This window comes from Mesorhizobium sp. M5C.F.Ca.IN.020.29.1.1 (genome assembly GCF_003997375.1).
Classification (GTDB): domain Bacteria; phylum Pseudomonadota; class Alphaproteobacteria; order Rhizobiales; family Rhizobiaceae; genus Mesorhizobium; species Mesorhizobium wenxiniae.
The window spans coordinates 1-24,446 of sequence record NZ_RZSW01000032.1; the positions used below are offsets into that span (position 1 = coordinate 1).

General features: G+C 62.4%; 27 protein-coding genes and 1 pseudogene. 14 read left to right on the top strand and 14 right to left on the bottom strand.

Going from position 1 to position 24,446, the window contains the following annotated elements; translation table 11 throughout:
- Window positions 1-26: 26 nt before the first annotated feature.
- Window positions 27-1,160 (top strand): annotated as a pseudogene (locus EOA85_RS04850) (DHA2 family efflux MFS transporter permease subunit); the annotation flags it as partial.
- A 145-nt stretch (window positions 1,161-1,305) separates the two neighbouring features.
- Here EOA85_RS04850 and msrB read toward each other — a convergent pair.
- From msrB to EOA85_RS04870, 4 genes are all read right to left on the bottom strand, one after another.
- The gene (gene msrB, locus EOA85_RS04855; protein ID WP_065011696.1) at window positions 1,306-1,809 is read right to left on the bottom strand and encodes a peptide-methionine (R)-S-oxide reductase MsrB; all 504 of its coding nucleotides are present in this window, start codon (window positions 1,807-1,809) and stop codon (window positions 1,306-1,308) included.
- A 216-nt stretch (window positions 1,810-2,025) separates the two neighbouring features.
- Window positions 2,026-2,583, bottom strand: coding sequence for a fasciclin domain-containing protein (locus EOA85_RS04860; RefSeq protein ID WP_127208571.1), 558 nt, complete (start codon window positions 2,581-2,583; stop codon window positions 2,026-2,028).
- 213 nt (window positions 2,584-2,796) lie between these two features.
- Entirely contained in the window at window positions 2,797-3,495 is a 699-nt protein-coding gene (locus EOA85_RS04865; protein ID WP_127208581.1) for an anti-sigma factor, read from the bottom strand.
- Window positions 3,492-4,031, bottom strand: a complete 540-nt coding sequence (locus EOA85_RS04870; RefSeq protein WP_065011610.1) for a sigma-70 family RNA polymerase sigma factor — start codon at window positions 4,029-4,031, stop codon at window positions 3,492-3,494. Before EOA85_RS04870 ends, EOA85_RS04865 begins: the two co-directional genes overlap by 4 nt.
- A gap of 130 nt (window positions 4,032-4,161) precedes the next feature.
- On the opposite strand from EOA85_RS04870, the gene EOA85_RS04875 reads away from it, so the two are divergent.
- The 3 genes from EOA85_RS04875 (at window position 4,162) to argB (ending at window position 6,650) form a co-directional block, all read left to right on the top strand.
- Window positions 4,162-5,409 carry an amidase gene (locus EOA85_RS04875; protein WP_281033704.1) on the top strand — a complete coding sequence of 416 codons (1,248 nt, stop codon included), beginning with the start codon at window positions 4,162-4,164 and terminating at the stop codon, window positions 5,407-5,409.
- Window positions 5,410-5,435: 26 nt separating this feature from the next.
- The gene (locus EOA85_RS39785; protein ID WP_281033705.1) at window positions 5,436-5,657 is read left to right on the top strand and encodes an amidase family protein; all 222 of its coding nucleotides are present in this window, start codon (window positions 5,436-5,438) and stop codon (window positions 5,655-5,657) included.
- Between the two features lie 99 nt (window positions 5,658-5,756).
- Window positions 5,757-6,650, top strand: a complete 894-nt coding sequence (argB, locus tag EOA85_RS04880; protein ID WP_029347289.1) for an acetylglutamate kinase — start codon at window positions 5,757-5,759, stop codon at window positions 6,648-6,650.
- Between the two features lie 58 nt (window positions 6,651-6,708).
- On the opposite strand, the gene EOA85_RS04885 is transcribed toward argB, so the two are convergent.
- On the bottom strand, window positions 6,709-7,185 hold the full coding sequence (locus EOA85_RS04885; protein WP_029347288.1) for an Lrp/AsnC family transcriptional regulator: 477 nt from the start codon (window positions 7,183-7,185) through the stop codon (window positions 6,709-6,711).
- A gap of 133 nt (window positions 7,186-7,318) precedes the next feature.
- Between EOA85_RS04885 and phhA the strand changes: the two genes are divergently transcribed.
- Window positions 7,319-8,155, top strand: coding sequence for a phenylalanine 4-monooxygenase (gene phhA / locus EOA85_RS04890; protein ID WP_127208572.1), 837 nt, complete (start codon window positions 7,319-7,321; stop codon window positions 8,153-8,155).
- A gap of 98 nt (window positions 8,156-8,253) precedes the next feature.
- On the opposite strand, the gene EOA85_RS04895 is transcribed toward phhA, so the two are convergent.
- From EOA85_RS04895 to EOA85_RS04905, 3 genes are all read right to left on the bottom strand, one after another.
- Entirely contained in the window at window positions 8,254-9,693 is a 1,440-nt protein-coding gene (locus EOA85_RS04895; RefSeq protein ID WP_127208573.1) for a GMC family oxidoreductase, read from the bottom strand.
- Window positions 9,690-9,845 carry a hypothetical protein gene (locus EOA85_RS04900; protein ID WP_101918682.1) on the bottom strand — a complete coding sequence of 52 codons (156 nt, stop codon included), beginning with the start codon at window positions 9,843-9,845 and terminating at the stop codon, window positions 9,690-9,692. The genes EOA85_RS04895 and EOA85_RS04900 overlap by 4 nt, the downstream gene beginning before the upstream one ends.
- Window positions 9,846-10,008: 163 nt before the next feature.
- A complete protein-coding gene (locus EOA85_RS04905) occupies window positions 10,009-10,770 on the bottom strand; it encodes a GGDEF domain-containing protein (protein ID WP_065011613.1) in 762 nt (253 codons plus the stop codon).
- A gap of 162 nt (window positions 10,771-10,932) precedes the next feature.
- On the opposite strand from EOA85_RS04905, the gene EOA85_RS04910 reads away from it, so the two are divergent.
- Complete coding sequence (locus tag EOA85_RS04910) at window positions 10,933-11,640, top strand: pyrimidine 5'-nucleotidase (protein ID WP_127208574.1); 708 nt, start codon at window positions 10,933-10,935, stop codon at window positions 11,638-11,640.
- A gap of 46 nt (window positions 11,641-11,686) precedes the next feature.
- Here the strand turns inward: EOA85_RS04910 and EOA85_RS04915 are convergent, their stop codons facing one another.
- A complete protein-coding gene (locus EOA85_RS04915; protein WP_082982714.1) occupies window positions 11,687-12,526 on the bottom strand; it encodes an LOG family protein in 840 nt (279 codons plus the stop codon).
- 143 nt (window positions 12,527-12,669) lie between these two features.
- Between EOA85_RS04915 and dapD the strand changes: the two genes are divergently transcribed.
- From dapD to EOA85_RS04945, 6 genes are all read left to right on the top strand, one after another.
- The gene (gene dapD / locus EOA85_RS04920; RefSeq protein WP_095517514.1) at window positions 12,670-13,524 is read left to right on the top strand and encodes a 2,3,4,5-tetrahydropyridine-2,6-dicarboxylate N-succinyltransferase; all 855 of its coding nucleotides are present in this window, start codon (window positions 12,670-12,672) and stop codon (window positions 13,522-13,524) included.
- 27 nt (window positions 13,525-13,551) lie between these two features.
- A complete protein-coding gene (locus tag EOA85_RS04925; protein ID WP_029347278.1) occupies window positions 13,552-13,923 on the top strand; it encodes a DUF805 domain-containing protein in 372 nt (123 codons plus the stop codon).
- A gap of 21 nt (window positions 13,924-13,944) precedes the next feature.
- Window positions 13,945-14,667, top strand: coding sequence for a hypothetical protein (locus tag EOA85_RS04930; protein WP_127208575.1), 723 nt, complete (start codon window positions 13,945-13,947; stop codon window positions 14,665-14,667).
- Between the two features lie 247 nt (window positions 14,668-14,914).
- Window positions 14,915-15,922 carry a GGDEF domain-containing protein gene (locus EOA85_RS04935; protein WP_127208576.1) on the top strand — a complete coding sequence of 336 codons (1,008 nt, stop codon included), beginning with the start codon at window positions 14,915-14,917 and terminating at the stop codon, window positions 15,920-15,922.
- 280 nt (window positions 15,923-16,202) lie between these two features.
- A complete protein-coding gene (gene dapE, locus EOA85_RS04940) occupies window positions 16,203-17,402 on the top strand; it encodes a succinyl-diaminopimelate desuccinylase (protein WP_127208577.1) in 1,200 nt (399 codons plus the stop codon).
- A gap of 2 nt (window positions 17,403-17,404) precedes the next feature.
- Entirely contained in the window at window positions 17,405-17,998 is a 594-nt protein-coding gene (locus EOA85_RS04945) for a transporter (protein ID WP_065011619.1), read from the top strand.
- Window positions 17,999-18,098: 100 nt separating this feature from the next.
- Here the strand turns inward: EOA85_RS04945 and truA are convergent, their stop codons facing one another.
- Genes truA through def form a run of 4 tightly spaced genes read right to left on the bottom strand, consistent with a single transcriptional unit; the run spans window position 18,099 to window position 20,864 of the window.
- A complete protein-coding gene (gene truA, locus EOA85_RS04950) occupies window positions 18,099-18,854 on the bottom strand; it encodes a tRNA pseudouridine(38-40) synthase TruA (RefSeq protein ID WP_127208578.1) in 756 nt (251 codons plus the stop codon).
- An 18-nt stretch (window positions 18,855-18,872) separates the two neighbouring features.
- Window positions 18,873-19,382 carry an N-acetyltransferase gene (locus tag EOA85_RS04955; protein WP_029347266.1) on the bottom strand — a complete coding sequence of 170 codons (510 nt, stop codon included), beginning with the start codon at window positions 19,380-19,382 and terminating at the stop codon, window positions 18,873-18,875.
- Window positions 19,379-20,308, bottom strand: coding sequence for a methionyl-tRNA formyltransferase (gene fmt, locus EOA85_RS04960; protein ID WP_206523244.1), 930 nt, complete (start codon window positions 20,306-20,308; stop codon window positions 19,379-19,381). Before fmt ends, EOA85_RS04955 begins: the two co-directional genes overlap by 4 nt.
- Before the next feature lie 13 nt (window positions 20,309-20,321).
- A complete protein-coding gene (def, locus tag EOA85_RS04965; RefSeq protein ID WP_127208580.1) occupies window positions 20,322-20,864 on the bottom strand; it encodes a peptide deformylase in 543 nt (180 codons plus the stop codon).
- A 105-nt stretch (window positions 20,865-20,969) separates the two neighbouring features.
- Here def and EOA85_RS04970 point away from each other — a divergent pair, with 105 nt between their 5' ends.
- A complete protein-coding gene (locus tag EOA85_RS04970) occupies window positions 20,970-22,244 on the top strand; it encodes a DNA recombination protein RmuC (protein ID WP_127208582.1) in 1,275 nt (424 codons plus the stop codon).
- 4 nt (window positions 22,245-22,248) lie between these two features.
- Here EOA85_RS04970 and EOA85_RS04975 read toward each other — a convergent pair whose 3' ends face one another.
- The gene (locus EOA85_RS04975; protein WP_029347257.1) at window positions 22,249-22,653 is read right to left on the bottom strand and encodes a GFA family protein; all 405 of its coding nucleotides are present in this window, start codon (window positions 22,651-22,653) and stop codon (window positions 22,249-22,251) included.
- 601 nt (window positions 22,654-23,254) lie between these two features.
- Here EOA85_RS04975 and EOA85_RS04980 point away from each other — a divergent pair.
- Window positions 23,255-24,446 (top strand): adenylate/guanylate cyclase domain-containing protein (locus EOA85_RS04980; RefSeq protein WP_206523243.1); only part of this gene is annotated, 1,192 nt, incomplete at its 3' end.

Sequence of the window (24,446 nt, forward strand, 5' to 3'; positions counted from 1 at the left end):
GGCTTATATAGCCGCCAACGGTCGGGCCGATGATCGGCCTGGTGGCGACGCTGGCGCCGACCATCGGCCCGACCGTTGGCGGCTATATAAGCCATGCCACGTCGTGGCACTGGCTGTTCCTGATCAATGTGGTGCCCGGCATCCTGGTGACCGCCGCGGCGTGGTCGCTGATCGACTTCGACAAGCCCAATCTCAGCCTGTTCCGCAAGTTCGACTGGTGGGGCCTTGCCGGCATGGCGGCTTTCCTCGGCTCGCTGGAATACGTGCTCGAGGAAGGTCCTAACAACGACTGGCTTCAGGACCAGGCCGTGTTCATCTGCGCCATCCTGATGACAGCCGGCGCCGTGCTGTTCTTCTGGCGCGCCTTCACCGCCGAGGAGCCGATCGTCGACCTGAAGGCCTTCACCAACGTCAACTTCGCTTTCGGCTCGCTGTTCTCCTTCGTCATCGGCATCGGTCTCTACGGCCTGACCTATCTCTATCCGGTATATCTCGGGCGTATCCGCGGCTACGATTCCCTGATGATCGGCGAGGCGCTGTTCGTCAGCGGCCTGGCGATGTTCGTCACCGCGCCCATTTCCGGCATCCTGTCGCGCAAGATGGATCCGCGGCTGATGATGATGATCGGCTTCTTCGGCTTCGCCGCAGGCACCTGGCGCATGACCTATCTGACCGCCGACTGGGATTTCTGGGAGCTTTTGGTGCCGCAGATCCTGCGCGGCGCCTCGATGATGCTGTGCATGGTGCCGATCAACAACATTGCGCTGGGAACACTGCCGCCTGACCGGCTTAAGAATGCATCCGGCCTGTTCAATCTCACCCGCAATCTCGGTGGCGCCGTCGGCCTTGCCGTCATCAACACCGTGCTGATCGACCGCAACGCATTCCACTACGCAAGGCTGGCCGAGCATGTGCAATGGGGCAGTGCCGAGGCGCAAACCAAGCTGCAGAACATGACGCTCGACTTCCAGCAGAATGCCGGCCTGGACGCGTCCAAGGCGGCGATCTCCAAACTGTCTGCTATGGTCCAGCAGCAGGCTTCGCTGCTGTCCTTCATGGACGTGTTCTATCTCTTGACGGCGCTGTTCGCCACGCTGGCGATCTTCACCATGGTCATCCGCAAGCCGGCAGAGCAGGCTGGCGGAGGTGGCGGACATTGATCGTGCAACTTTGCGCGTCCAAAAAGACGCGCGGCGCTCTAATGCATGTCGCGCAAAAGTGCGCAGCGGTTTTGCGATAACGACATGCATAAGACAACAACCTAAAGCGCGTCGCGTGAGGCCGGTCAAACGCGAGCGCTTTATGTCAGGCGGTGGCCGGCTTGAAGGTCAAGGCGACGCCGTTGATGCAATGACGCAGGCCGGTCGGCGGCGGGCCATCGTCGAAGACATGGCCGAGATGACCACCGCAACGGCGGCAATGGACCTCGGTTCGGGTCATGCCGAGAGACCTGTCCACGGTCTTGCCGACGGCGTTGGGAAGCTCCTGCCAGAAGCTCGGCCAGCCGGTGCCGGAATCGAACTTCGTCTCAGAGGAATAGAGCGGCAGGTCGCAGCCGGCACAGGCGAAGATGCCTTTGCGGTGCTCGTTGAGCAGCGGACTGGTGCCGGGATATTCGGTGCCTTCCTTGCGCAGCACATTGAAGGCCGCATCGGACAGGATGGCGCGCCACTCGGCCTCGGTCTTGGTGACCTCGAAGGTTTCGGCGGCGTGCGCATCCTGCGGCCGGCCCATGTGCAGCGTTGCTGCCGTGCCTGCCAACAATGCCACAGCGGCGGCACCGCTCCAAAGAAAGTCGCGCCGGATCATCACCATTCCTCCTCTGTCCATTTGCCAAATTCGACCGTCACATGGAAATCAAAAGCTAGTGACGGCTAGCTCCTGACACCCGGCATTCCGCACCTGGCCCACGCCTACAGCGGACGGCGCGGATTGTACGCTTGTCGATTGCGCGGGTCACGCAAGCGGAACCCGCGCAGTCGGCATGGAACCTCAGCCATATCTTCGTTGGCGACGACCGCTTTGTTACATCTTCGGCAGGAGAACCTTGTCGATGACGTGGATAACGCCGTTCGACTGCTCGACATCGGCGACCGTCACATTGGCGACATTGCCGTTCTCGTCCGTCGCGGTGACCTTGCCGTCGTCGGCCTTGAGCGTCAGTTCGCAGCCGCCAACCGTCTTGACCTTATGCGCGCCACCATCGTCCATGGCCATCTTGGCGACGTCGGCGGCCATCGCCTTGGCACCGATGACATGGCAGGTCAGGATCTTGACCAGCTTGTCCTTGTTTTCGGGCTTGAGCAGCGTGTCGACGGTGCCGGCCGGAAGGGCGGCAAAGGCCTCGTTGGTCGGCGCGAACACAGTGAAGGGACCGGCACTCTGCAGCGTGTCGACGAGACCACCGGCCTTGACGGCTGCAACCAGCGTCGTGTGATCCGTCGAGTTGACGGCGTTCTCGACGATGTTCTTGGTGGCATACATGGCGGCGCCGCCGACCATCGGATTCTGGGCATAGGCGGCAGTGGCGAGCGCGGAAACGGCGACCGTGCCGGTAAGCAAAAGGGTGGCGAATTTACGCATGACTCAATCTCCTCGGGTTTGTCGTTCCCCTCTTTGGGGCGCAAGCAGATACGGAAGATGAGTGTTTGAGTTTCGACGTTCGGGAAAAAATTTAATTTTTCGCAATTCGAGCGGGGGGTTTTCAAAGGGTTAGCCGTTCAAAGATGTATTCTTACGGCCAACACCATCACAGGCGATAAATTTGACATCTTCTGGAAAGCAGATAGGTGGCGATCAGATGCTCTTCAAATCGCCCGCAGCGACCACAGGGCCGGTCGGCTGACCTGTCGGCGAACCGCCGGCCGGTTCGAGGCTGACCGCAAGCACGGCGCCCTGTGCAAGCTTTTCCTGCACGGCCGGCGCAATGGTCATATGGGCGATCTGACCGGCCGGGATGATGCCCATCGAGACCGGAGCATTCTTGCCCTCGATCATCCACAGTTCGAAATCCTTGCCGGCGGCACGCTCACCGGAGACATGCGACAGGCCGATCTTGCGATGGGCAGCGTCATAGACGGCAAGATATCTGACGTCGCTGCCGTCAGCGGTCAGTGATGCGACAAGCTGCGGCGGTTCGAGCGGCGGGTTGAGATAAGGCACGGCGATGGTGATCGCCAGCGCTGCGACAGAAGCGGCAGCAAGACCGCGCCAGAAGGCAAGGCTCGACCAGAGGCCGGAGCGAGGTTCTGCCACGAACAGCCGGCGATCCAATGCCTCCTTGACCCTGATCGGCGGCTCTGTCTCCGGATAGGCGGCGGCCATCGGCGAAAGACGCGCCTCCCAGGCATCGACAAGGCGCGCGAAAGTGGCGTCCGCGTCGATACGGCGTGACGCGATTTCGCGTTCGTCCGCGTCCAGCACACCAAGAACGTATTCGGCGGCGAACAGGTCGTCGCCCCCAGGTTCCGGTCCGTCATCCTGTGCCAGCGTCATCTTTCCAGACACTCTCTGAGCTTCAACAGGCTGCGCCGCAGCCAGGTCCGCATCGTGTTCAGCGGCACGCCATGGCGTACGGCCAGTTCGGCATAGCTTTCGCCCTGGAGATAGGCGCCCCGGACGGCCGCCGCCCGGTCCTTTTCCAATTCATCGAGACAACGATAGATGCGCTCCGATTCACCGCCCGCAACAACCGCAGCCTCCGGTCCCGGTGCCGGATCGGCCACCTCGAGCGCAGCATCGATATAGGTGGCAGGCTCTCGCCGCGCCCTTATCCGATCGATCGCATGATTGCGCGCAATGGCCACCAGCCAGGAAATCGGGCTTAGCTCCGAGACGGCGAAACGGTCCGCCTTCGTCCATATCTTGACGAAGACCTCCTGCAGCGCCTCTTCTGCCTCTCCCCGGTCCTTCAATACACGAAGGCAGACGCCGAAAAGTTTCGCGCTGGTCTGCCGGTAGAGCAGATCGAACGCAGCCCGGTCCTTCATCGAAGTCCGGACCATCAGGTTGCTGATGTCCTGCGGCGTCATCGGCTGCCAAATTAGGCAATTGCAATGTATTTGCAACGGCCGAAGCGTTCTTGTGCACCGGGAGCGTCGTCGACTTCGATTGCCAAGAAAATCAGCAACCGCTAGCCTTCTCATAGCGGGGAGAGCGGCAATGTCGGTTGAACGGGTCTTGTGGGAGCACGACGCAACCGGGCTTGCCAGCTTGGTGCGCAAGGGCGAGATCGCGCCGCAGGAGCTCGTCGATGCGGCGATTGCGCGAGCCGAGGCCACCCGCCCGGACATCAACGCCATCGCCGAGCCGCTTTACGAGGCGGCGCGGACGCGGGCGAAAACCATCGACCGCAAGCTGCCGCTGGCCGGTGTGCCCTTTGCACTGAAGGATCTCGGCATCGCCATGAAAGGCGTGCCTACGCATGGCGGCAGCCGCATTCCGGCTTTCGTTGCCGATTTCGATTCGGTGATGACCGAACGCCATCTGGCCGCCGGCCTTGTCCCGATCGCCACCAGCACCTCGCCCGAACATGGGCTGAGGCTGATGACCGAATCCGCCGCTTTCGGCATCACCCGCAATCCGTGGAATACGGCGCATACCAGCGGCGGCTCGTCTGGAGGTGCGGCGGCGCTGGTCGCGGCCGGTGTCGTGCCGGTGGCACACGCTTCGGATGGCGGCGGCTCGATCCGCGTTCCCGCCGCCTGCACCGGGCTGGTCGGACTGAAAACCTCGCGCGGCCGCGTGCCGCTGTCGCCGCTCGTCACCGAAAGCTGGTACGGTCTGGTCGTCGACCACGCCGTTGCCCGCTCGGTCCGGGATTCGGCCTTGCTGCTCGACCTAACCCATGGACCCGATCCGCTGTCACCGTATGCGGCGCCGCCGCCGAGAGGAACTTTTGCCGCCGCAGCAGTGCGTGACCCCGGCAAGCTGAAACTGGCCGTCTACCGGAAATCGCCGCTCGGCCTGACGATATCGGCCGAGACGCTGACGGCGATGGACACCGCTGTGGCATTGGCGCGCGAAGGTGGCCACGCGATCGAGGAGATCGATCTCCCCTATATCGGTCGCGACTTCATCGCCGATTTCGCCAGGACGGTGGCTGCGGCAGTCGCCGGCGCAATGCGCATTGAGGTCTTGCGTGTCGGCCGCTCCGTTTCGGGCGACGTCGAGCGCGCCACCCGTCTGATGAGCCGCTTCGGCGAGATCGTCTCGGCCGGCGAGATCTATGCCGGCCTGCAGCGGCTGCATGCCACGTCGCGCCGCCTGATCACCGAGACCGCGCCGTACGATGCCGTGCTGATGCCGGTTATCGCCCATCCGCCGCTCGCCTGCGGGGCCATGGACCCGAAGGGCGCCGACGCGTTCATAGAGACGTCCTCGACAGGCTGCGCCTCGCCCGTCTGCTGAAATTCAAGCCGCTGTTCGGCCAGTTGATGGACAAAAGCCTGTGGTTCACGCACTGGCCGGCGATCCAGAACGTCAGCGGCCAGCCGTCGATCGCGCTGCCTGTTCACGTCACCGATGCCGGCCTGCCGCTTGGCATCCAGGCCGCCGGCCGACCCGGCGATGAGGAGACCTTGTTGTCCTTCGCCGCGCAAATGGAGAAGATTTCGGGATGGCAGACGCGGCGGGCGCCGCTGCGGATGCCGGCATAAAGCGGGCCGATTCCACCTGATGTGACAGCAAAGCCGTTTGCCCCCTGCTCCAATTCCCGCTAAGACGCCGCCGTTCATGCCAAGCCGGGAACCATGCCGATGACGGACGTCGCCGCCACCGCCGAAATGCAGGCCGCGCTGCTTTCGAGGGCACTGCCCTACATGCAGCGCTACGAAAACAAGACGGTCGTGGTGAAATATGGCGGCCACGCCATGGGCGATATTGCGCTCGGCAAGGCCTTCGCCCGCGACATCGCGCTGCTGAAACAATCGGGCGTCAATCCGATCGTCGTCCATGGCGGCGGGCCGCAGATCGGCGCCCTGCTAAGCAAGATGGGCATCGAATCGAAGTTTGAGGGCGGCCTGCGCGTCACCGACCAGAAGACGGTCGAGATCGTCGAGATGGTGCTGGCCGGCTCGATCAACAAGGAAATCGTGGCGCTGATCAATGCCGAGGGCGAATGGGCCATCGGCCTGTGCGGCAAGGACGGCAACATGGTTTTCGCCGAAAAGGCACGCAAGACCTTGATCGACCCGGACTCCAATATCGAGCGCGTGCTCGATCTCGGCTTTGTCGGCGAACCGGTCGAGGTCGACCGCACGTTGCTCGACCTTCTGGCGCGCTCCGAAATGATCCCGGTGCTGGCGCCTGTGGCGCCCGGCCGCGACGGCCATACCTACAACATCAATGCCGACACCTTTGCCGGCGCCATCGCCGGCGCCTGCCAGGCGACACGCCTTCTGTTCCTCACCGACGTGCCCGGCGTGCTCGACAAGAACAAGAAGCTGATCGATGAGCTGACCGTGGCCGAGGCCAAGGCCTTGATCAGGGACGGCACGGTGTCGGGCGGCATGATCCCCAAGGTCGAGACCTGCATCGAGGCGATCGAGCGCGGCGTCGAAGGCGTCGTCATCCTCAACGGCAAGACGCCGCATTCTGTACTGCTCGAACTGTTTACCGAACACGGCGCCGGCACGCTGATCGTGCCGTGAGCGCAGGCTGACAGCTTGTCGGCCAGAAATCCAGGGCGGCGCAGGCGCCTGGGCGAACTCACCGCCTGAGGTGCCCAAGCGGCACGTGGCCCGGCCCCTTGATGTTCTGCAGCACGAGCTGCGTGTGGACATCGCGCACGCCGTCGAGCCGCATCAGCCGGTGCATGACGAAGGCGTTGAGCTCGTCGACCGACGGCACCATCACATGCAGCAGGAAATCGTAATCGCCGGTCATCGTCCAGCACGACGACACCTCGTCCATGCGCTGCACGGCGGCGATGAAGGTTTCGGGCGAACCATCGCTGTGGGTTACAAGGCGCACCTGAATGAACACTTCGACCATCAGGCCGATGGCGCGGCGGCTGAGCACAGCGGCAAAGCCCTTGATGATGCCGGCGCTCTGAAGAGCCTCGAAGCGGCGCGCGCATGGCGTCGTCGAAAGGCCGATCTCCTGGGCCAGTTCGGACACAGGCTTGCGTCCGTCACGTTGCAAGATATCGAGCATCTTGATCTCAAAATCGTCAAACTGAGGCACTTTCACTCTCCTACAGCTTTGCTGTGGTGGCTTTTACCTCAAATCGCGTGTTCGAGCCATCATCAAAGCGGATTTGCCTCACCGGACCCGGCTAAACTTTTATGATTAGTCGTGATTTCCAGGGAGAACAGCCATGACGATGAGCGTTGCCGATTATGCGCGCGAATGCGCGGCGCAAGGCCTTCGCGGCGACTATTCGGTCTGCCGTGCCGACTTCACCGTGGAGCAGAGCTACAACTACACCGCCGACGAGCAGGCGGTGTGGCGTACACTGTGCGACCGCCAGACGAAGCTTACGCAAAAGCTGGCACACCAGTCCTATCTCGACGGCGTCGCCACGCTGGGCCTGCTCGACAGGATTCCGGATTTCGGTGTCGTCAGCGAAAAGCTGCGCAAGCTTACAGGTTGGGAAATCGTCGCCGTGCCGGGCCTCATTCCCGCACCAGCCTTCTTTGTCCACCTCGCCAACAGGCGCTTCCCGGTGACCAACTGGCTGCGGACGAAACAAGAGCTCGACTACATCGTCGAGCCGGACATGTTCCACGACTTCTTCGGCCATGTGCCGGCGCTGACGCAGCCGGTCTTTGCCGATTTCATGCAGATGTATGGCGAGAAGGCCGAGCATCTGATCGCGCTCGGCGGCGACGAGATGATCAGCCGCCTCTACTGGTACACTGTCGAATACGGGCTGATCCAGGAAGCCGGCCAACCGCTGAAGGCTTTCGGCGCCGGGCTGATGTCGTCCTTTGCGGAACTTCAATTCGCGATTGAAAGCAAGGACGCGCACCAAGTCCCCTTCGATCTGGAAACGGTGATGCGCACCAGCTACGAGATCGACAAGTTCCAGCGCGCCTATTTCGTGCTGTCGTCCTTCGACGTTTTGCGCAATGCCTTCCAGAACGTCGCCGACATGGCAGCGATCATCGGACGCCACAAGGGCAAGCCGGCGCTCGACCCGGCGAAACTTTAGACGCTGGCAGGCTCGGACGCTCGCAGCCGATCGGCGCGGGCGTTATTGGTGGCGCACTGTCATGACGATCCCTCGGCCGGCCCGGCTGGGCCGGCCTTCTACACGCCGATGAGCTTGCCGAGGTGGTCGCCCAGCCGGCAGGCCAATGCGACGATTGTCGTCGTCGGGTTGCATTCGCCGGACGTGCAGAACACGGAGGAACCGCCAACATAGAGATTGTCCATGCCGTGCACCTTCGAGTTGGCGTCCACCACGCTCTTGGTCACATCCGTGCCCATACGCGTGCCGCCCATATGGTGGTGACCGGCCAGTTCCTCATTAGTCGGATAGTCCCCGCCACTGGCGAGCCAGTCGGCGATGCGCACCCGGCCGAGATCCTTCCGGACGAGCGTCTTGCCGAACAGCCTCAAGCCCTCGAGGAGCGTGCGGCGCTCCAGCTCCGACTTTTTCCAGTGCAGTTCGATGCGCGGTACGCCGGCATGGTCGACATCGGTTTTCGACAACCGGATCTGGTTCGAGGCCAGCGGCGCCTGTTCCCAGGCGACATAGAGCTGGGCGGCGCAGCGCAAGTTCTGGCTGAGCTGATAGGATACCCATTCCGCCATCTCGGGCACCGTGCAGGCGAGGTCGGCGATGACGCTTTTGATGCCGGGGTACGGCGTCTCGATCAGCCTGATGCCGAAATTCATGATCTCGAGGCGCTCCATGGCCGCCAGCGTCGGCGAGAAGAAAGCCTCGTTGGTGGCGTCGACCTCGAACTCGCTATAGTCGGCGAGGATGGCATTGCCGCCCTCGAAGGTCGGATGCTCCATCCAATAGCGGCCGAGCGCTGTCGCCTTCGGCACCACGCCGCCGTTCGAGCGCTGGTTCGACCACAGAAGCAGCCGCGAGTTTTCCAAGCCGCCGGTGCATACGATGAAATAGTCGGCGGTGAAAGAGCCGGCATTCTGGCCGTTCGACCACAGTTTGGCGCCGGTCACCCTCTTGCCGTCGCCGCTAAGCTCGGTGGCATAGGTGCTGAGCACCACGGCCACGTTCCTGCTCCTGTCGAGTTCGTCGGCGAATTTTTCACCGAAGCGTACGGCCGGGCTCTTGATCAGCTGCACCCAGCGAATATCGTCCGAGATCGGCACATCCGGCCGGAAGTCGGGAAGTTCCAGCATGTCCTGGACTTCGGGCAGATAGGGCTCGATTTCGGCACGGCTGATCGGCCAGCCGGTATCCGGCGCCCAGGCCTTGGGCTCGAAGTCCTGGCTGTCGAGCACCCGGCACCAGCCAGCCCAGTGATTGGAACTGCCGCCCATGAAGCGCAACCGGGTGATGTCGAGATCGAAATAGGGGTCGCCGACCGTGACGCCGCGGTAGAAATCCTGCGAATCGTCGCTGAACTCGCGGGAGCCTGCCTCCAGCACCACAACCGGAATACCGGCCGCGCCAAGCTTCCTGGCAATCGTGGTGCCGGCTGGCCCGGAGCCGAGTATGCAGACCTTGGCGACGAAGTTCGCAGCGCGAAATGCCTCATAGCTGTCGAAGATCAAGTGAGGTCGCTCCTTTTGAGGATCCAACCATTGACCTCGACGATCGCGTCCGGATCGGTATCGGGCAGCTTGCGGAACAGCGACAGGGCCGGCAATGCGATCAGCGCCTGCACGATCGTGCGGCGCGATATTTTCTTGGTGAAGAAACTCATGGTACGTCTCTCGATGGCTTCGATCCACGCATGGCGTTCCCTGAACATACTCGCCAGGAGAAGCCAATTCCGTGCCAAACCTAGCGCCACACTTTGCTTAAGCCGTGTAAGCGGTCTGGCTGAGTCCAAACAGCGTTAGGATTTCCTTAATGAGCGAGACCGCTCAGGCCGCTTCGGAAATGTCCCTGTCCAGGATGGTCAGATTACGGCCGCGATGCTTGGCCTGGTAAAGGCGATGGTCGGCGGCACGCATCAGATCTGATACGCCGGCATCCGCACCGCAGGTGACACCGCCGATGCTGACGGTGAGGGGTATGACCCGCTCATCGACGGGACGGAAGCGGATCAGTTCGACTTCACGGCGAATGCGTTCGGCGACGCGTTTGGCTTCCTGTTCGGTGGCGCCGACCAGAAACGCACCGAATTCCTCGCCGCCGATGCGGCCGATCACGTCGCCGCTGCGCACGCCGCGCTCGATCGCGCTTGCAATAAGGAGCAACGCCTCGTCGCCGGTCAGGTGGCCGTAGCTGTCGTTGATGATCTTGAAGTGGTCGGCATCGATGATCAGCAAAGCACCGCGATCGGATTTACGCCGGGAGGCGTCGAGCGCGGCAAAGAAGTTTTCGCGGTTGAGCATGCCGGTCATGTCGTCGCGGCTCGCTTTTTCCGACAGGCGCCGATGCGCTGCGGCGAGCTGGGCATGAGCGCGGGCGAGGTCGCGATGGGCGCTTTTCAACCTCTCGCCCTGCCAGAACGTGTAGGCGCCGGCGATCCAGGCGAGCGCCAGCGGGCAGACCGTGGATGTCAGCCAGATCGTGCGGTTGATCGGAAAGCCCATTGCCGGGACGACAATGAGCGTCAACAAAAGCGAGACCGCGAGGGAGGCGAAAGCGACGGCGGCAGACTTCAGAAATATGCGGCTCATCGCTGGCTCCCCCCTGAACCGTCTCTGTGCCAGCAAGCCCTGAATGCCACCTTTCGGCGATGCCTAAATTTTGAATCATCGCGCCATTTCCGCTACTCGCAACGCGCATAAGTTGTGGATAAAGCCTCTGCCAAAAGTATGGTTTCGTGCCATAAGGATTGCATGACCATGCTCCCGCATCCGGCCCGCTTTGCCCATGTCACCGACTGGGTGTTCGACCTCGACAACACGCTCTATCCGCACCATTCGAACCTGTTCTCGCAGATCGACGTAAAGATGACTGCCTATGTCGGAGAACTGCTGACGCTGCCACGCGACGATGCCCGCAAGCTGCAGAAGGAACTCTACCGGGAATACGGCACGACGCTGAACGGTCTGATGGCGCGCCACGGCATCGATCCCGACGACTTTCTCGAGAAGGTTCATGACATCGACTATTCCTGGCTGGTTCCCGATCCCGTTCTAGGCACTGCCATCCGCCAGCTTCCCGGCCGCAAGTTCATCTTCACCAATGGCGACCGCAGGCATGCCGAACGCACCGCGCGCCAACTCGGCATCCTCGACCATTTCGACGACATCTTCGATATCGTCGCTGCCGGGCTGAACCCCAAGCCGGCGCGCCAAACCTACGAGAAATTTGCGGAACTTCACGCCGTCACCGGCCACAATGCGGTGATGTTCGAGGATCTGGCCCGCAACCTGTCCGTGCCGAAATCGCTGGGCATGACCACGGTGCTGGTCGTGCCGCGCAACTTCGAGCCGACCTTCTCGGAGATATGGGAACGTGACCCGGCCAATGAAGATGATGTGGATTTCGTCACCGACGATCTTGCCGAATTCCTCACCGCGATCGTCGACGTCACTGCTTGAGGCAGTTGCTTCGTGCAAAGCCGGATCGATACCGCAGCCCCGCGGCCTAAAGCTTGTAGAAACGGCTGATGATCCCCCAGGCCTCGTCGGCGGTGTCGACGAAATCGATGATGTCCTGGTCGCCGGGGGTGATTGTGCCTTGCTCGGCGAGGAAATCGAGGTCGATCGCCCTTTTCCAGAACGCCTTGCCAAACAGGATCACCGGCACGCGCTCCATGCGGCCGGTCTGGATCAGGGTCAGCGTCTCGAAGAATTCGTCCATCGTGCCGAAGCCGCCCGGAAACACCGCGACAGCCTTGGCGCGCATGACGAAATGCATCTTGCGGACAGCGAAATAGTGGAAGTTGAAACAGAGCTCCGGCGTCACATAAGCATTCGGCGCCTGCTCGTGCGGCAACACGATGTTGAGGCCGATCGACGGTGCGCCAACATCGTCGGCGCCGCGGTTGCCGGCTTCCATGACGCCGGGTCCGCCGCCTGTCACCACGACGAATTCGCGGTAATAAGAGGTGGCCGACTGCTGCGAGCAGAGGCGGGCGAATTTTCGCGCTTCCTCGTAATATTTACTGTTTTTCTCGAGGTTCTTCTTCTGCGTCTCGTTTTTGGCCGCCCAGGCTTCGCCGTCCGGCTCGGGGATGCGCGCCCCACCGAACAGGATGACGGTCGAGCGGATGCCGCGTTCGGCCAGGATCATCTCCGGCTTCAACAGTTCGAGCTGCAGCCTGACCGCGCGCAATTCGCGCCGCGTCATGAAGTCGGGATCGTTCCAGGCCAGCCGGTAGGTCTCGGCACGCGTCTGCGGCGTGTCCGGCACGCTTTTCGACCGCTCCAGATCCTCGTCCGAATGCGGCAGCGGCGTCCACCCCGCCTTTTCCATAGGAGTCATATTACCTGCCCGTCCAATTATTCACTTGCGCCGTCCCGTGACGCAGCCGCGATTGACCCTCACCAAGCCTTCACATAGGGTCCGGCGACTTTCAAAACAGGTTAAGGTGCGGCCCCTTAACAGCTTGGTAATGGAGCGAATTCATGTCGAAGCCCGATCTGGCGAGCCTCGAAAAGACTATCGAAACCGCCTTCGAGGAACGCGAGACGATTTCGACGGCAACCCGCGGCGCGACGCGCGACGCCATCCAGTCAGCGCTGGACCTGCTCGACCGGGGTATCGCCCGCGTTGCCGAGCGCCAGGCCGACGGCAAGTGGCATGTCAACCAGTGGCTGAAGAAAGCGGTGCTGCTGTCGTTCCGGCTCAACCCGATGGAGATCATCAAGGGTGGTCCGGGCCAGGCCGTGTGGTGGGACAAGGTGCCGTCGAAATTCGACGGCTGGAGTGCCATCGATTTCGAGAAGGCAGGTTTCCGCGCCGTGCCGTCGTCGATCGTGCGGCGCTCCGCCTATGTCGCGCCAGGTGCCGTGCTGATGCCGTCCTTCGTCAATGTCGGCGCCTATGTCGACAGCGGCACAATGGTCGACACATGGGCCTCGGTCGGCTCCTGCGCCCAGATCGGCAAGAATGTGCATCTGTCGGGCGGGGTTGGCATCGGCGGCGTGCTGGAGCCGATGCAGGCCGGCCCCACCATCATCGAGGACAATTGCTTCATCGGCGCACGCTCCGAGGTGGTCGAAGGCTGCATTGTGCGCGAGGGCTCGGTGCTCGGCATGGGCGTCTTCATCGGCCAGTCGACCAAGATCGTCGACCGCGCCACCGGTGAGGTCTTCTACGGCGAAGTGCCGGCCAATTCCGTCGTCGTCGCCGGCTCGATGCCCGGCAAGCCGTTGCCCAAGGGCGAGCCCGGTCCGAGTCTTTACTGCGCCGTCATCGTCAAGCGGGTCGATGCCAGGACCCGTTCCAAAACCTCGATCAATGAACTGCTTCGCGATTGATCCTTCGCAAAAAACGGACGCACCCGCTTGCTCGACAGACCTCGATTTCTATGGCTTTTCTTCAGCCTTTCCGGGCGAGTGAACCCAAGTGCCTATGTCTTGGCGGGTCTTTTACCGCTCCTGGTTCAGCTTTTTCTGCTCTACCAGTTCTCGCGAACGCCGCTAGGCACCGCCGCAAGTCAGTACTGGGCGCTCGCCTGGTGGATCGCTGTGGTTGTCTCGACATGGTCGACCTTTGCGCTAACGGCGAAGCGGTTCCACGATTTCGGCAAGCCTACCTACTACGCATTGATCTCTCTCATCGTCGGCGCCATTCTCCTGATCATTTTGGCCTTTTTCAAAAGTGATCCCGGACCCAACCGCTACGGCAAACGCACCAATGCGCCGGCCGAATCCTGAGCGCCGATCGGGTATCTATCCATGCGCTACCGTACGCTTGATTCGAAACTGATCATCGAAACCGCCGAACGACTGCAAAAACGCGTCGCCGAGCGGTTTCCCCATGCAGGCTTGCGTGGCGTCGCCATAGAACTTGTGTCGCTGTCGCGTGATCTGGCCAAGGCGGCGAAGGCGCTGGAGGCGCCGATCTGGTGGCTGCGCGGCGTCGTCATCGCCGCCATTGCCGCCGGCGCGCTGATGTTCCTGTTCGTCGGCACCATCCTGCCGCTCGGCCGTATCTCGGGAACCGACGATGCCGTCCAGTCGGTGCAAGGCATCGAATCGTTGATCAACATGATCATCCTCGCGGTGCTCGGCTTCCTGGCCTTGATCCGAACCGAGGAGCGCATCAAGCGCAAGCAGGTGTTTCGCAAGCTTCATGGCTTGCGATCGCTGATCCACGTCATCGACATGCATCAGCTGACCAAGGACCCGGCAGCGCTTTCAACCGAATTCAAGCCGACATCGCATTCACCGGCACGCATAACCGACCGTGCCGATCTCGCCCGCTATCTCGACTATTGCTCCGAAATGCTGTCGATCACCGGCAAGGTCGCCGCGCTGTTCGCCCAGTCGGTGAACGACAATGTGGTCGTCGATGGCGTCAACGACATCGAGTCCCTGAGCTCCAACCTGTCGCGGAAGATCTGGCAAAAGATCACGCTGATCGACGGTCCCCTGCGGTCGGCTCGTCCAGGTACCTAAGCTAATCTTAATCACCTTGGTCCAGCATGCGCCGTGGAGACTGTGTCGACCGGCACGGAGCACTCGACTGGCATACGACGAACCCCTGGCCAACCCGAAAACGCGCGGAAAGCGAAGCGCCGGCGCGCGGCTGTTCGCCTGGTTCTCTTCACCGATCAGAGCGGAACCGGAAGCCGTCCGCGCGCGGCTTCTCGATACCACTTTCGACCGCAAATTCGCTGTCCTGTTCGGCAGCATCAGCGTCCTGGTGCTGGCAGTCAGCGCCGCGGTCGTCACCGGCGACCGGTGGCCTTACGCCTGGATCGCGGCCGACCTCATCCTGTTTGCCGTCCGCTTCCTGCTGATGCGGGAATGTGAGCGGGCCCGCAAGCGCGGGGGAACGGGGCCGCTGGCAGGCCTCATGGCCGCCGGGGGGCCATGGTCGGTGATTTTCGGCCTCGGCTGTTTTGGCTGCGTCGTCAGCGGGCATATGGCGCTCGCCGTGCTGGCTGCCCTGAATGTCGCAGGCGTCGTCGGCGTGGTGTCGTCCCGCAACGCAGCGACCCCGCGCTACGCCATATTCGTCATGCTGGCCGTAAGCCTGCCTTTCCTGGTTGGCGCGCTGTTTTCTCCGGCGCCCGGAATGTCTATCGTCGGATTTCAAGTGCCGTTCTATGTAGCCGGCGTCATCATCGTGCTGCTTCAAAATCATGCGATCAACGTCCGCATGATCCGCGCCGAACTGGACAATCGCGATCTGGCGATCAAGGACGCGCTGACCGGCCTGCCAAACCGCATTTTCCTTCAGGAGAAACTGCGCGGTATGTGCAGCGAGCTTGCGGCGCCGGCAGCAAATGGCGGCAGGCCGTTTGCCGTTCTCAGCATGGACCTCGACGGCTTCAAACACGTCAACGACCGCTTCGGCCACGCGGTCGGCGACATGCTGCTGCGCAAGGTGGCCGAACGATTGAAACGCGCTTTCCGACCGGGGGATGTGGTCTTTCGCATCGGCGGTGACGAATTCGTAATCCTGCTGCCCGGCACGTCCGAGATCGAAGCCACCTACCTGGCAAAGCGGGCCATTGAGAAGATTTCGGTACCTTTCGACCTTGGCCTGGGCACCGCAATACCCATCGGGTTGAGCATTGGAAGCGCCTTCGCGCCTGCCGACGGCGGCGAGCCTGAAATTCTTCTCACCTGTTCCGATCACGCGCTCTATGAAGCCAAGCGCACCGGCAAGGGCCGTTACTGGGCACATGTGCGGGCCGCGAACTGACGATCACAGCGATCATTGGGGCTTTTGTCGCCTCCGTCCATCCAAAATCCCGCCTAAAGCGCCGCATATGACGCGATTCATGCGACGCGCTTTAAGTCTTTGTTTCTTATGCATGTCGTTGTCCCAAAACCGCTGCGCACCCAGGGGTCAAGCCCGAGGGCATGCTTTTGGGCGACACTAGGCTTGCGGCTATACGGCATGAAACCATGATCTTGGCGGGATGGCTGGCCCTTATGTCTGGCCGTGACAGGCCTTGCGCTTTCGACTATCGCTTTTGCCCATGACGTTGCCGACCGATCCCGCTTCAAATCTCGCCGCCCTCATCCGCTGCCCCTCGGTGACGCCCATTGAGGGTGGGGCACTGAGCACGCTGGAAAAAATGCTGAAACCACTCGGCTTTTCCGTCGAGCGCCCGGTGTTTTCGGACGACGGCACGCCCGATATCGAAAATCTCTATGCGCGGCGCTCCGGCAACGGTCCGCACCTGATGTTCGCCGGGCATACCGACGTGGTGCCGGTCGGCGACGAGGCCTCATGGACGCATCCGCCTTTCGCCGCACAGATCGCCAAAGGCGAGATGTTCGGCCGCGGTGCTGTCGACATGAAGGGCGGCATAGCCTGTTTCATCGCCGCGGTGGCGCGCCATCTCGGTTCGAAAGGCGGCCTGAAAGGCTCGGTCTCGCTGCTGATCACCGGCGACGAAGAAGGGCCGGCCATCAACGGCACGACAAAGCTGCTCGAATGGGCGGCGGCCAAGGGCGAGAAATGGGATGCGTCTATCGTCGGCGAGCCGACCAATCCCGACGCGTTGGGCGACATGATCAAGATCGGCCGGCGCGGCTCCTTGTCCGGCAGCATCACCGTGAACGGCCGCCAGGGCCACGCCGCCTACCCGCAGCTTGCCGACAATCCGGTGCGCGGGCTGATGACGCTGGTCGAAGCCTTGCTGCACCCCGTCTTCGACAACGGCACCAAGGACTTCCAGCCGACCAATCTGGAGGTGACCTCGATCGATGTCGGCAATCCGGCCACCAATGTCATTCCGGCAAAGGCGACGGCCACCTTCAACATCCGCTTCAACGACACATGGACCGCCGAGACCATCCAGGCGGAAATCCACAATCGCCTCGACAAGGCGGCGAAGCGCAAGAAATACCGGGCCGGCAAGACGACGCCGGTCGATTACGAGCTTGTCTGGCGCGACCGGCCGAGCCACGTCTTCCTCACCCGCGACGACCGTCTGATCGAAGCGCTCAGTGGTTCGGTCAAGGCGGTGATCGGCAGGAAGCCGGCGCTTTCCACCTCCGGGGGCACCTCCGACGCGCGCTTCATCAAGGACTATTGTCCAGTGGTCGAATTCGGTCTGGTCGGCAAGACCATGCACATGGTCGATGAACGCGTCGCGCTTGCCGACCTCGAGACGCTGACGCAGATCTATCAACGCTTCATCGAAGACTGGTTCGAGCAAGGCGCATCGTAATCATGCTTTCGTCCGATGAAACCTATGCATCGCTGACCGGCGCCTGGCGACTGATGCTCGGCAAGGCCGACGGGCTGCGCCAGCTCGACCTATCGGCCGACGGTTTCTGGAATTCCTTCTTCGCCATCGTTGTCGCGGCACCTGCGCTGATCGTCGGCTGGGTCGGCCTTGCCAATGAGATCGGCGATCCGAATGCATTCGCGGGGCGCTTCGGCATGCTGATCCGGCTGGCGACGGTCGACATCGGCGCCTGGGTGTTGCCGCTCGTCGGCCTTGCCCTGGTCGCGCCGCGCGCCGGCATTGGCGGGCGCTTCGTCCACTATGTCGTCGCCAGCAACTGGGCGTCTGCGATCATCGCCTGGATAATGCTGCCAGCAGCGCTGATCAGGCTTTTCCTGCCGTCCGCTAACGAGTTTGCCGTACTGGCGTCGCTGCTTTTGTTTGCGCTGTCGATGATCCTGACCTGGCGGATGACAAACGCCGCCATCGGCAGGGGCGCAGCTGTCGGCAGCGCTGTCTTCGCCGGCATGTTCGTGGCGTCGCTGGTCGTTCTGTTCGGCCTGGAGGCGCTGCTCGGCATCGGTGCACCGGCTTAATGCATGTCGCCCGAAAGTGCGCAGCGGTTTTGGGACAACGACATGCATAAAAACAGGAACTTAAAGCGGGTCCGATGAATCCTTTCAGACGCGACGCGCCTTAGTCGACCTTCGGATAATCCACACCGACGAGAAAAAGTCCGTCGGGCGGCGCCACCTGGCCACAGGCGGCACGGTCGCGCGCGTCGAGCGCCGCCTTCAGGTCGGCAACCGTCCAGCCGCCTTCGCCGACGCGCTTCAGCGAGCCGACCATCGAGCGCACCTGATTGTGCAGGAACGAGCGCGCCGAGGCTCGCACTTCGATCACGTCACCCAGCCGACCGACATCCAGCCGGTCGAGCGTCCGGACCGGGCTGTCGGCCTGGCACTGGGTCGAGCGAAACGTGGTGAAATCATGCCGCCCCAGCAGCACCTTTGCCGCCTCGTGCATAGCCTCGGCGTCGAGCCGCTTCGGCACCCACCAGATCTTGCCCTTGTCGAGTGCCGCCGGCGCGCGTCGGTTGACGATGCGGTAGAGATAGTGGCGGCCGATCGCCGAGAAACGCGCGTCGAAGCTATCAGGCACGACAGCCGCCTTGAGGATGGCGATGCGCGCCTTGGCCGTTTGCAGGTGGGCATTGACGGCATCGCGCACCTTGTCATCAGGCCATGCCTTGACGAGATCGACATGCGCCACCTGAGCAGTCGCATGGACGCCGGCATCGGTGCGGCCGGCGCTGCGCAGCGAGACCTGTTCGCCGCAGAACCTCTCGATCGCCTGCTCGATCGCCTGCTGCACCGAAGGCTGGTCTGCCTGGCGCTGCCAGCCGGCATAGAGGCTGCCGTCATATTCGATGTCGAGGCGAAAACGCGGCATTCCTAAGCGGGATTGAGGTTAGGCGGCGAGCGCGGAGCTAAAGGCTGAAGCGTAGACCAGTCTGCCGGTCTCAGGCGCCTCGCCCCAGGCCAGCGCCTGCAACGCTTCGCCCTGGTACTCGCTTTCGAACTTTTCGGCGCGCGCATGGCTGTAGCCGAAGCGGCCATAATAGGCAGGATCGCCAAGCACTACCGCCAGCGCCTCGCCGGCTTCTTTCAGGCGGATATGCGCCTCGCGGATCAGCGCGCCGCCGATGCCGGTGCCATGGAATGACGGCTCGACCGCCAGGGGCGCCAGCGCCACGGCCGAAAAGCTCTTGCCGCCGTTCTGCACGAAAAGCCGCGAAAACAGGATATGGCCGACCACCTGTCCATCTTCTTCCGCCACCAGTTCGACGACGGCGTCGCCGCCGCTGACCAGTGCATCGACCAATCCGGCCTCCGCCTGCTGGCCGAATGCGTGTTCCTCGACAAGGCGAATCGCCTCGCGGTCTCGCGGCGTCGCCGCGCGTATTGACATCATGCTCATGAGAACTTCATTCCTTTTTCGAGCTTGGCCCCGTGCAGAAACTCCTGCGCGGCAATGGGCCTTCCGCCCGCACGTTGAACTTCGACCAACCTGATCGCGCCTGACCCGCAGGCGACCGTCAGCCGGTCGTCGAGAATTCCTCCCGGCTCGCCGGCGCCTTGCGAAAGCGTCGAGCGAAGCAGTTTCAGCCGTTCCAGACGGCCGCCGATTTCGGTCTCGCACCATGCGCCGGGAAAGGGCGACAGGCCGCGAATATGATTGTGGACTTCGCCCGCAGGCCGCGTCCAGTCCATGCGCGTCTCCGCTTTATCGATTTTTTTGGCGTAGGTCACCCCCGCCGTCGCCTGAGTGGTAAATGTCAGGGTATCCCGTTCCAGCCGTGCCAGCGCTTCCGCCATCAGCGCGGCGCCAATGAGCATCAACCGATCGTGCAGGTCGCCGGCCGTCATATCGGGTCCGATGGCGCATTTTTCGACCATGGCTACCGGGCCGGTGTCCAGGCCTTCTTCCATCCGCATGACCATCATGCCTGTCTCGGAATCGCCGGCCATGACGGCGCGCTGGATGGGGGCGGCGCCGCGCCAGCGCGGCAACAGCGACGCGTGACCATTGAGGCAGCCGAGCAACGGCGCCTCGAGAATGGGTTTGGGCAACAGCAATCCATAGGCGACGACCACGGCGACATCGGCCCGCAAGGCGCGGAACACCTGCTGCTCGACCTCGCTTTTCAGCGACACCGGCGTCCGCACCTCGACGCCCAGTTGCTCCGCCTCGCGCTGAACCGGCGACCGCATCAGTCCCAGCCCGCGGCGACCGGCGGCGCGCGGTGGCTGTGTATAGACGGCTTCTATCTCATGCCCGGCTTCCGCGATCGCCCGCAGCGTCGGAACGGAAAATTCGGGGGTACCCATGAAGATGACGCGCAGGGGCATTTTGCGCCTATCCCACCACCTTGCCCGGCGCCTTGTTCCCTGCCTTGTCCCTGGCGAGCTTCTTGAACTTCTTCACCACCATGTCGCGCTTCAGCTTCGAAATGTGGTCGATGAACAGAACGCCGTTGAGATGGTCGATCTCATGCTGCAGGCAGGTCGCCATCAGCCCTTCGGCCTCGATCTCCTGCAGCTTGCCGTCACGATCGAGATATTTCACCCGCACGGCGGCGGGGCGCTCGACCTCGGCATAGTAATCCGGGATCGACAGGCAACCCTCCTCGTAGACCGAGCGCTGATCGGCGCTCTCGAGGATTTCGGGATTGATGAAGACATGCGGCGCCGGCGTCTCGTCTTCCTTGGCGAGGTCAACCACCAGCATGCGCAGCGGTTCGCCGACCTGGATCGCCGCCAGACCGATGCCCGGCGCATCATACATGGTCTCCAGCATGTCGTCGGCCAGTTTGCGCAAAGCGCCGTCGACACGCTCGACCGGCTTTGAAACCTGGCGCAGGACGGGATCGGGAAGGATGATAAGCGGCTTGATCGACATGGCGTCTCACCTAAGACCTCGAATGAAAAGCGTCAACCGGGGCATTTGCAGCGCCGTTCACGTTTTGATCTGTCCCGTCAGGCCGAATCATCTATGCTGTCCAATATGAACGAGTTGACCACCATCCTGTCCGAACCGATCGCCCGGCTCGGCGCCACCAGGATCACGCTCGGCCACGCATTGGCATTCGGCGCGATCCTGTTCCTCGGGCTGTTCGTGGCGCTCGTCGTCGCGCTGTGGCGCTCGGCCAAGGCGCGTGCGGTGGCTGCCGCCGAAGCCGCCGACCACGCCCGCGACGCCGAGGCGCGGATGGCCGGTATCTTGCAAAGCCAGGCCGAGATGCAGGGCCGCATGGGCGCCATCGCCGAAGTGTTCGGGGCGCGGCAGGCCGAACTCACACAGTCGATCGGCCAACGCCTCGACGCGATGACCGGCCGTCTCGGCCAGACCATGACCGAGCAGACGAAATCGACGCATGAGAGCCTCGCCAAGCTGCAGGAGCGGCTGGCGGTCATCGATACGGCGCAGGGCAACATCCAGTCGCTCGCCGGCCAGGTCGTTCAACTTCAGGCGATCCTCTCCAACAAGCAGACGCGCGGCGCCTTCGGCCAGTCGCGCATGGAGGCGATCGTCGCCGACGGCCTGCCGCACGGCGCCTATGAATTCCAGGCGACCCTGTCGAACGGAAGCCGGCCCGACTGCCTGGTGAAGATGCCGAATGGGGCGCCCGCACTTGCCATCGACGCCAAGTTTCCGCTGGAAGCCTGGAATGCCATCCGTGCCGCCGAAGGCGCCGATTTGCAGAAGGTCGCCGCACAAGCGTTCCGGCGCGATATTGAGGTGCATGTCCGCGATATTTCCGAAAAATACCTGATCCAGGGCGAGACGCAGGACACCGCCTTTATGTTCGTTCCGTCGGAATCGGTATTCGCCGAGATCCACGAGAATTTCGAGGGGATTGTCCACAAAGCGCACCGCGCCCGAATAGTCATCGTCTCGCCGTCGCTGCTGATGCTGTCGATCCAGGTCATCCAGGCGATCCTCAAGGACGCCCGCATGCGCGAGCAGGCGCATCTGATCCAGGGCGAAGTCATCCGGCTGATGGAGGATGTCTCGCGCCTCGACGAGCGGGTGCGCAAGCTGCAGAGCCATTTCGGCCAGTCGGCGAAGGATATCGACGACATCCTCGTCTCGACGTCGAAGGTGACCAAGCGCGGCCAGAAGATCGAGGCGCTGGAGTTCGGCGCGCAGCCGACGGAGGAAGACGCCGGATCGGCCGGGACGACACATGGGACCGGCGCGAGGGCCGAAGCAGGCGCACGCGTCGCGGACTCCAAGACCGGCCAGCTAAGGCTAAGGGTGGTCGAAGGCGACGACTGAGAGGCTACTGCTCCTCCACGATCGTCGTGCCTGCGAATTCCGGCAGCCAGTGCAGCGCCGAGCGGTGCCAGATCTGTTTTCTCGGGATCAGTTGTTCGCGCTGTCGCGCCGTGCCGACCCTGATGCCGTAGACTTTCGGCCCGTCGCCGACCGACGTGGCATAGAGATGCGAACCGCACTCGCCGCAAAAAGCCTGGGCGCGCCTGGCGCCGCTCGGTGCGGTCTTGATGTAGATCTTCGGCGTGCCCTTGGTGATCCGGTAGTGGTCCTCCGGCGCCGGCACGGTCACGCGGAAGGCCGTGCCCGTCAGTTGCTGGCAATCGGTGCAGTGGCAGATACTGGTCTTTTCCGGATCGACTTCCGCCTCGTAAGTGATGGCGCCGCAATGGCACCCGCCGTCGATCTTCATTTTCATTCCTCCCAAAATTCGTTCGGCAATGCTTGAGCGAGGTGCGCCCGTTTGGACACATAGTATGTGGCGAGCGCCGCGTAGATCACTTTCGGGACCCGCCATGCGCCGCCATGGTGTACCGCATCGTTTCCATCCGCTGTGAGCCTATCGATCCATGCGCCGAAGCTCCACACGCAGCACAACGCACGAGCCGTCCAGTCGTTCAAAGCGATAGGCCAAAGCCCTAGAGAGTCGGACAGTGGCTTTGAGCGTTCCTTCTCCAAGCGTGAGAACAGTCCAGTTGGCCGGGCGCCGCAGGATACGCTTCGCGGGATACTTTCTTTTCCGAAGCGCTCTCCGGCCGCAGAAGTCTCAGCCTTGCCGGAGGTGAACTTCTGACCCTGAGCCGTTATCCCGGAGCGCATTCGGGGCCCCATTTGCGACACCCCCTTCACTGATTCACTGCCCGTCTAGTGCGCTGTGAGGTGGGGCTTAGCAACAACCGCTCAAGGTCGGTCGTTGTAGGGCTGACGTGTTTTCATCGAGCCAAGACTGACGCTAGTACCTTGCCGGGAATGAGCTATAATTCAGATGCTAGTGACTGCCGGGCGCTTGCACAATGGCTGGACTGGGTGAACAGATTGCGCGTCAGCAGCGCACCATGGGACCGCTCCTGGTAGCGGCAGTGGTCATCGGCCTTATAGGTCTGCCCGTCGCAGCCTGGCTCGACCTGCGAGACCTATCGGAACGGATGCTGCGCACGCAAGCCAGCGAAATCAGCCGGATCATCGACGAAATGCGCGGATTCTACGGCAGCGAAGTCGTGGGACGCGTGCTGCAAGCAGACGACGCCGTGACCGCGACGCACAACTACCGGGACGTGCCAGGCGCGATCCCTATTCCAGCGACCCTCTCGATCGAACTCGGCAAGCGCATCAGCGCTCACGACGGGTCCGTCAAATATCGGTTCGTCTCGGATCTACCTTTCAAAGGTCGCGACCCCCATCAGCTCGATGCATTCGAGCGGAATGCAATCTTTGCTTTGCGCGCCAACCCGAGGGAGCCGATCATCGAAGTCTCGGGTTCGCTGTTTGACCGGCACGTCCGCGCCGCAGCCCCGGTTGTAATGGGACAAGTCTGTGTGACCTGCCATAACTCACACCCGGACAGCCCCAAGACGGACTGGAAGGTTGGGGATGTCCGAGGGATCCAGGAGATATCAGTCAATCAGCCCATCGCTGCGAACGTCCTCGCTTTCAAATATCTGCTTCTATATTTCGGCTTCGCGGCGGCGGCGGGCCTGACGTTCATTCTCCTGCAGCGTCGTCAGTCCGCCTTGGTTCAGGGCATCAATAAAGAGCTTTCCGAGGCAAACGACTTCCTGGCCGCGATTTCATTGAAGATCGCCAAATACCTCTCGCCTCAAATTTACAAAAGCATCTTCAGCGGCCAGAAGGACGTCACCATCGCGACCGAGCGCAAGAAGCTCACGATCTTTTTTTCCGACGTCAAGGATTTCACCGCGATCGTGGAACGGCTCCAGCCCGAGGACCTGACGGTTCTCCTCAACGAGTATTTCACCGAGATGTCGACGATCGCGCTCAAACACGGCGCCACCGTCGACAAGTTCATCGGCGACGCGCTTCTTGTGTTCTTCGGAGACCCCGAGACGCAAGGCGTCGAGGAAGACGCGAGAGCCTGCTTGCGCATGGCTGTCGACATGCAGCGCCGGCTGGAGCAGTTGAACAGGGTGTGGCGTGACCGCGGAGTTGAACGGCCCTTCCAAGCTCGCATGGGCATCAACACGGGCT

Coding starts and splice junctions, on each gene's coding strand:
- EOA85_RS04915 (WP_082982714.1), bottom strand. CDS start 12,526: ATGACTCCTATGGAAAAGGCGGGGTGGACGCCGCTGCCGCATTCGGAC.
- EOA85_RS04860 (WP_127208571.1), bottom strand. CDS start 2,583: ATGCGTAAATTCGCCACCCTTTTGCTTACCGGCACGGTCGCCGTTTCC.
- dapE (WP_127208577.1), top strand. CDS start 16,203: ATGACGTTGCCGACCGATCCCGCTTCAAATCTCGCCGCCCTCATCCGC.
- argB (WP_029347289.1), top strand. CDS start 5,757: ATGACGGACGTCGCCGCCACCGCCGAAATGCAGGCCGCGCTGCTTTCG.
- EOA85_RS04905 (WP_065011613.1), bottom strand. CDS start 10,770: ATGAGCCGCATATTTCTGAAGTCTGCCGCCGTCGCTTTCGCCTCCCTC.
- truA (WP_127208578.1), bottom strand. CDS start 18,854: ATGCCGCGTTTTCGCCTCGACATCGAATATGACGGCAGCCTCTATGCC.
- EOA85_RS04930 (WP_127208575.1), top strand. CDS start 13,945: ATGCGCTACCGTACGCTTGATTCGAAACTGATCATCGAAACCGCCGAA.
- EOA85_RS04910 (WP_127208574.1), top strand. CDS start 10,933: ATGACCATGCTCCCGCATCCGGCCCGCTTTGCCCATGTCACCGACTGG.
- EOA85_RS04945 (WP_065011619.1), top strand. CDS start 17,405: ATGCTTTCGTCCGATGAAACCTATGCATCGCTGACCGGCGCCTGGCGA.
- EOA85_RS04870 (WP_065011610.1), bottom strand. CDS start 4,031: ATGACGCCGCAGGACATCAGCAACCTGATGGTCCGGACTTCGATGAAG.
- EOA85_RS04875 (WP_281033704.1), top strand. CDS start 4,162: ATGTCGGTTGAACGGGTCTTGTGGGAGCACGACGCAACCGGGCTTGCC.
- def (WP_127208580.1), bottom strand. CDS start 20,864: ATGTCGATCAAGCCGCTTATCATCCTTCCCGATCCCGTCCTGCGCCAG.
- dapD (WP_095517514.1), top strand. CDS start 12,670: ATGTCGAAGCCCGATCTGGCGAGCCTCGAAAAGACTATCGAAACCGCC.
- EOA85_RS04970 (WP_127208582.1), top strand. CDS start 20,970: ATGAACGAGTTGACCACCATCCTGTCCGAACCGATCGCCCGGCTCGGC.
- phhA (WP_127208572.1), top strand. CDS start 7,319: ATGACGATGAGCGTTGCCGATTATGCGCGCGAATGCGCGGCGCAAGGC.
- EOA85_RS04975 (WP_029347257.1), bottom strand. CDS start 22,653: ATGAAGATCGACGGCGGGTGCCATTGCGGCGCCATCACTTACGAGGCG.
- msrB (WP_065011696.1), bottom strand. CDS start 1,809: ATGATCCGGCGCGACTTTCTTTGGAGCGGTGCCGCCGCTGTGGCATTG.
- EOA85_RS04865 (WP_127208581.1), bottom strand. CDS start 3,495: ATGACGCTGGCACAGGATGACGGACCGGAACCTGGGGGCGACGACCTG.
- EOA85_RS04900 (WP_101918682.1), bottom strand. CDS start 9,845: ATGAGTTTCTTCACCAAGAAAATATCGCGCCGCACGATCGTGCAGGCG.
- EOA85_RS04955 (WP_029347266.1), bottom strand. CDS start 19,382: ATGAGCATGATGTCAATACGCGCGGCGACGCCGCGAGACCGCGAGGCG.
- EOA85_RS39785 (WP_281033705.1), top strand. CDS start 5,436: ATGGACAAAAGCCTGTGGTTCACGCACTGGCCGGCGATCCAGAACGTC.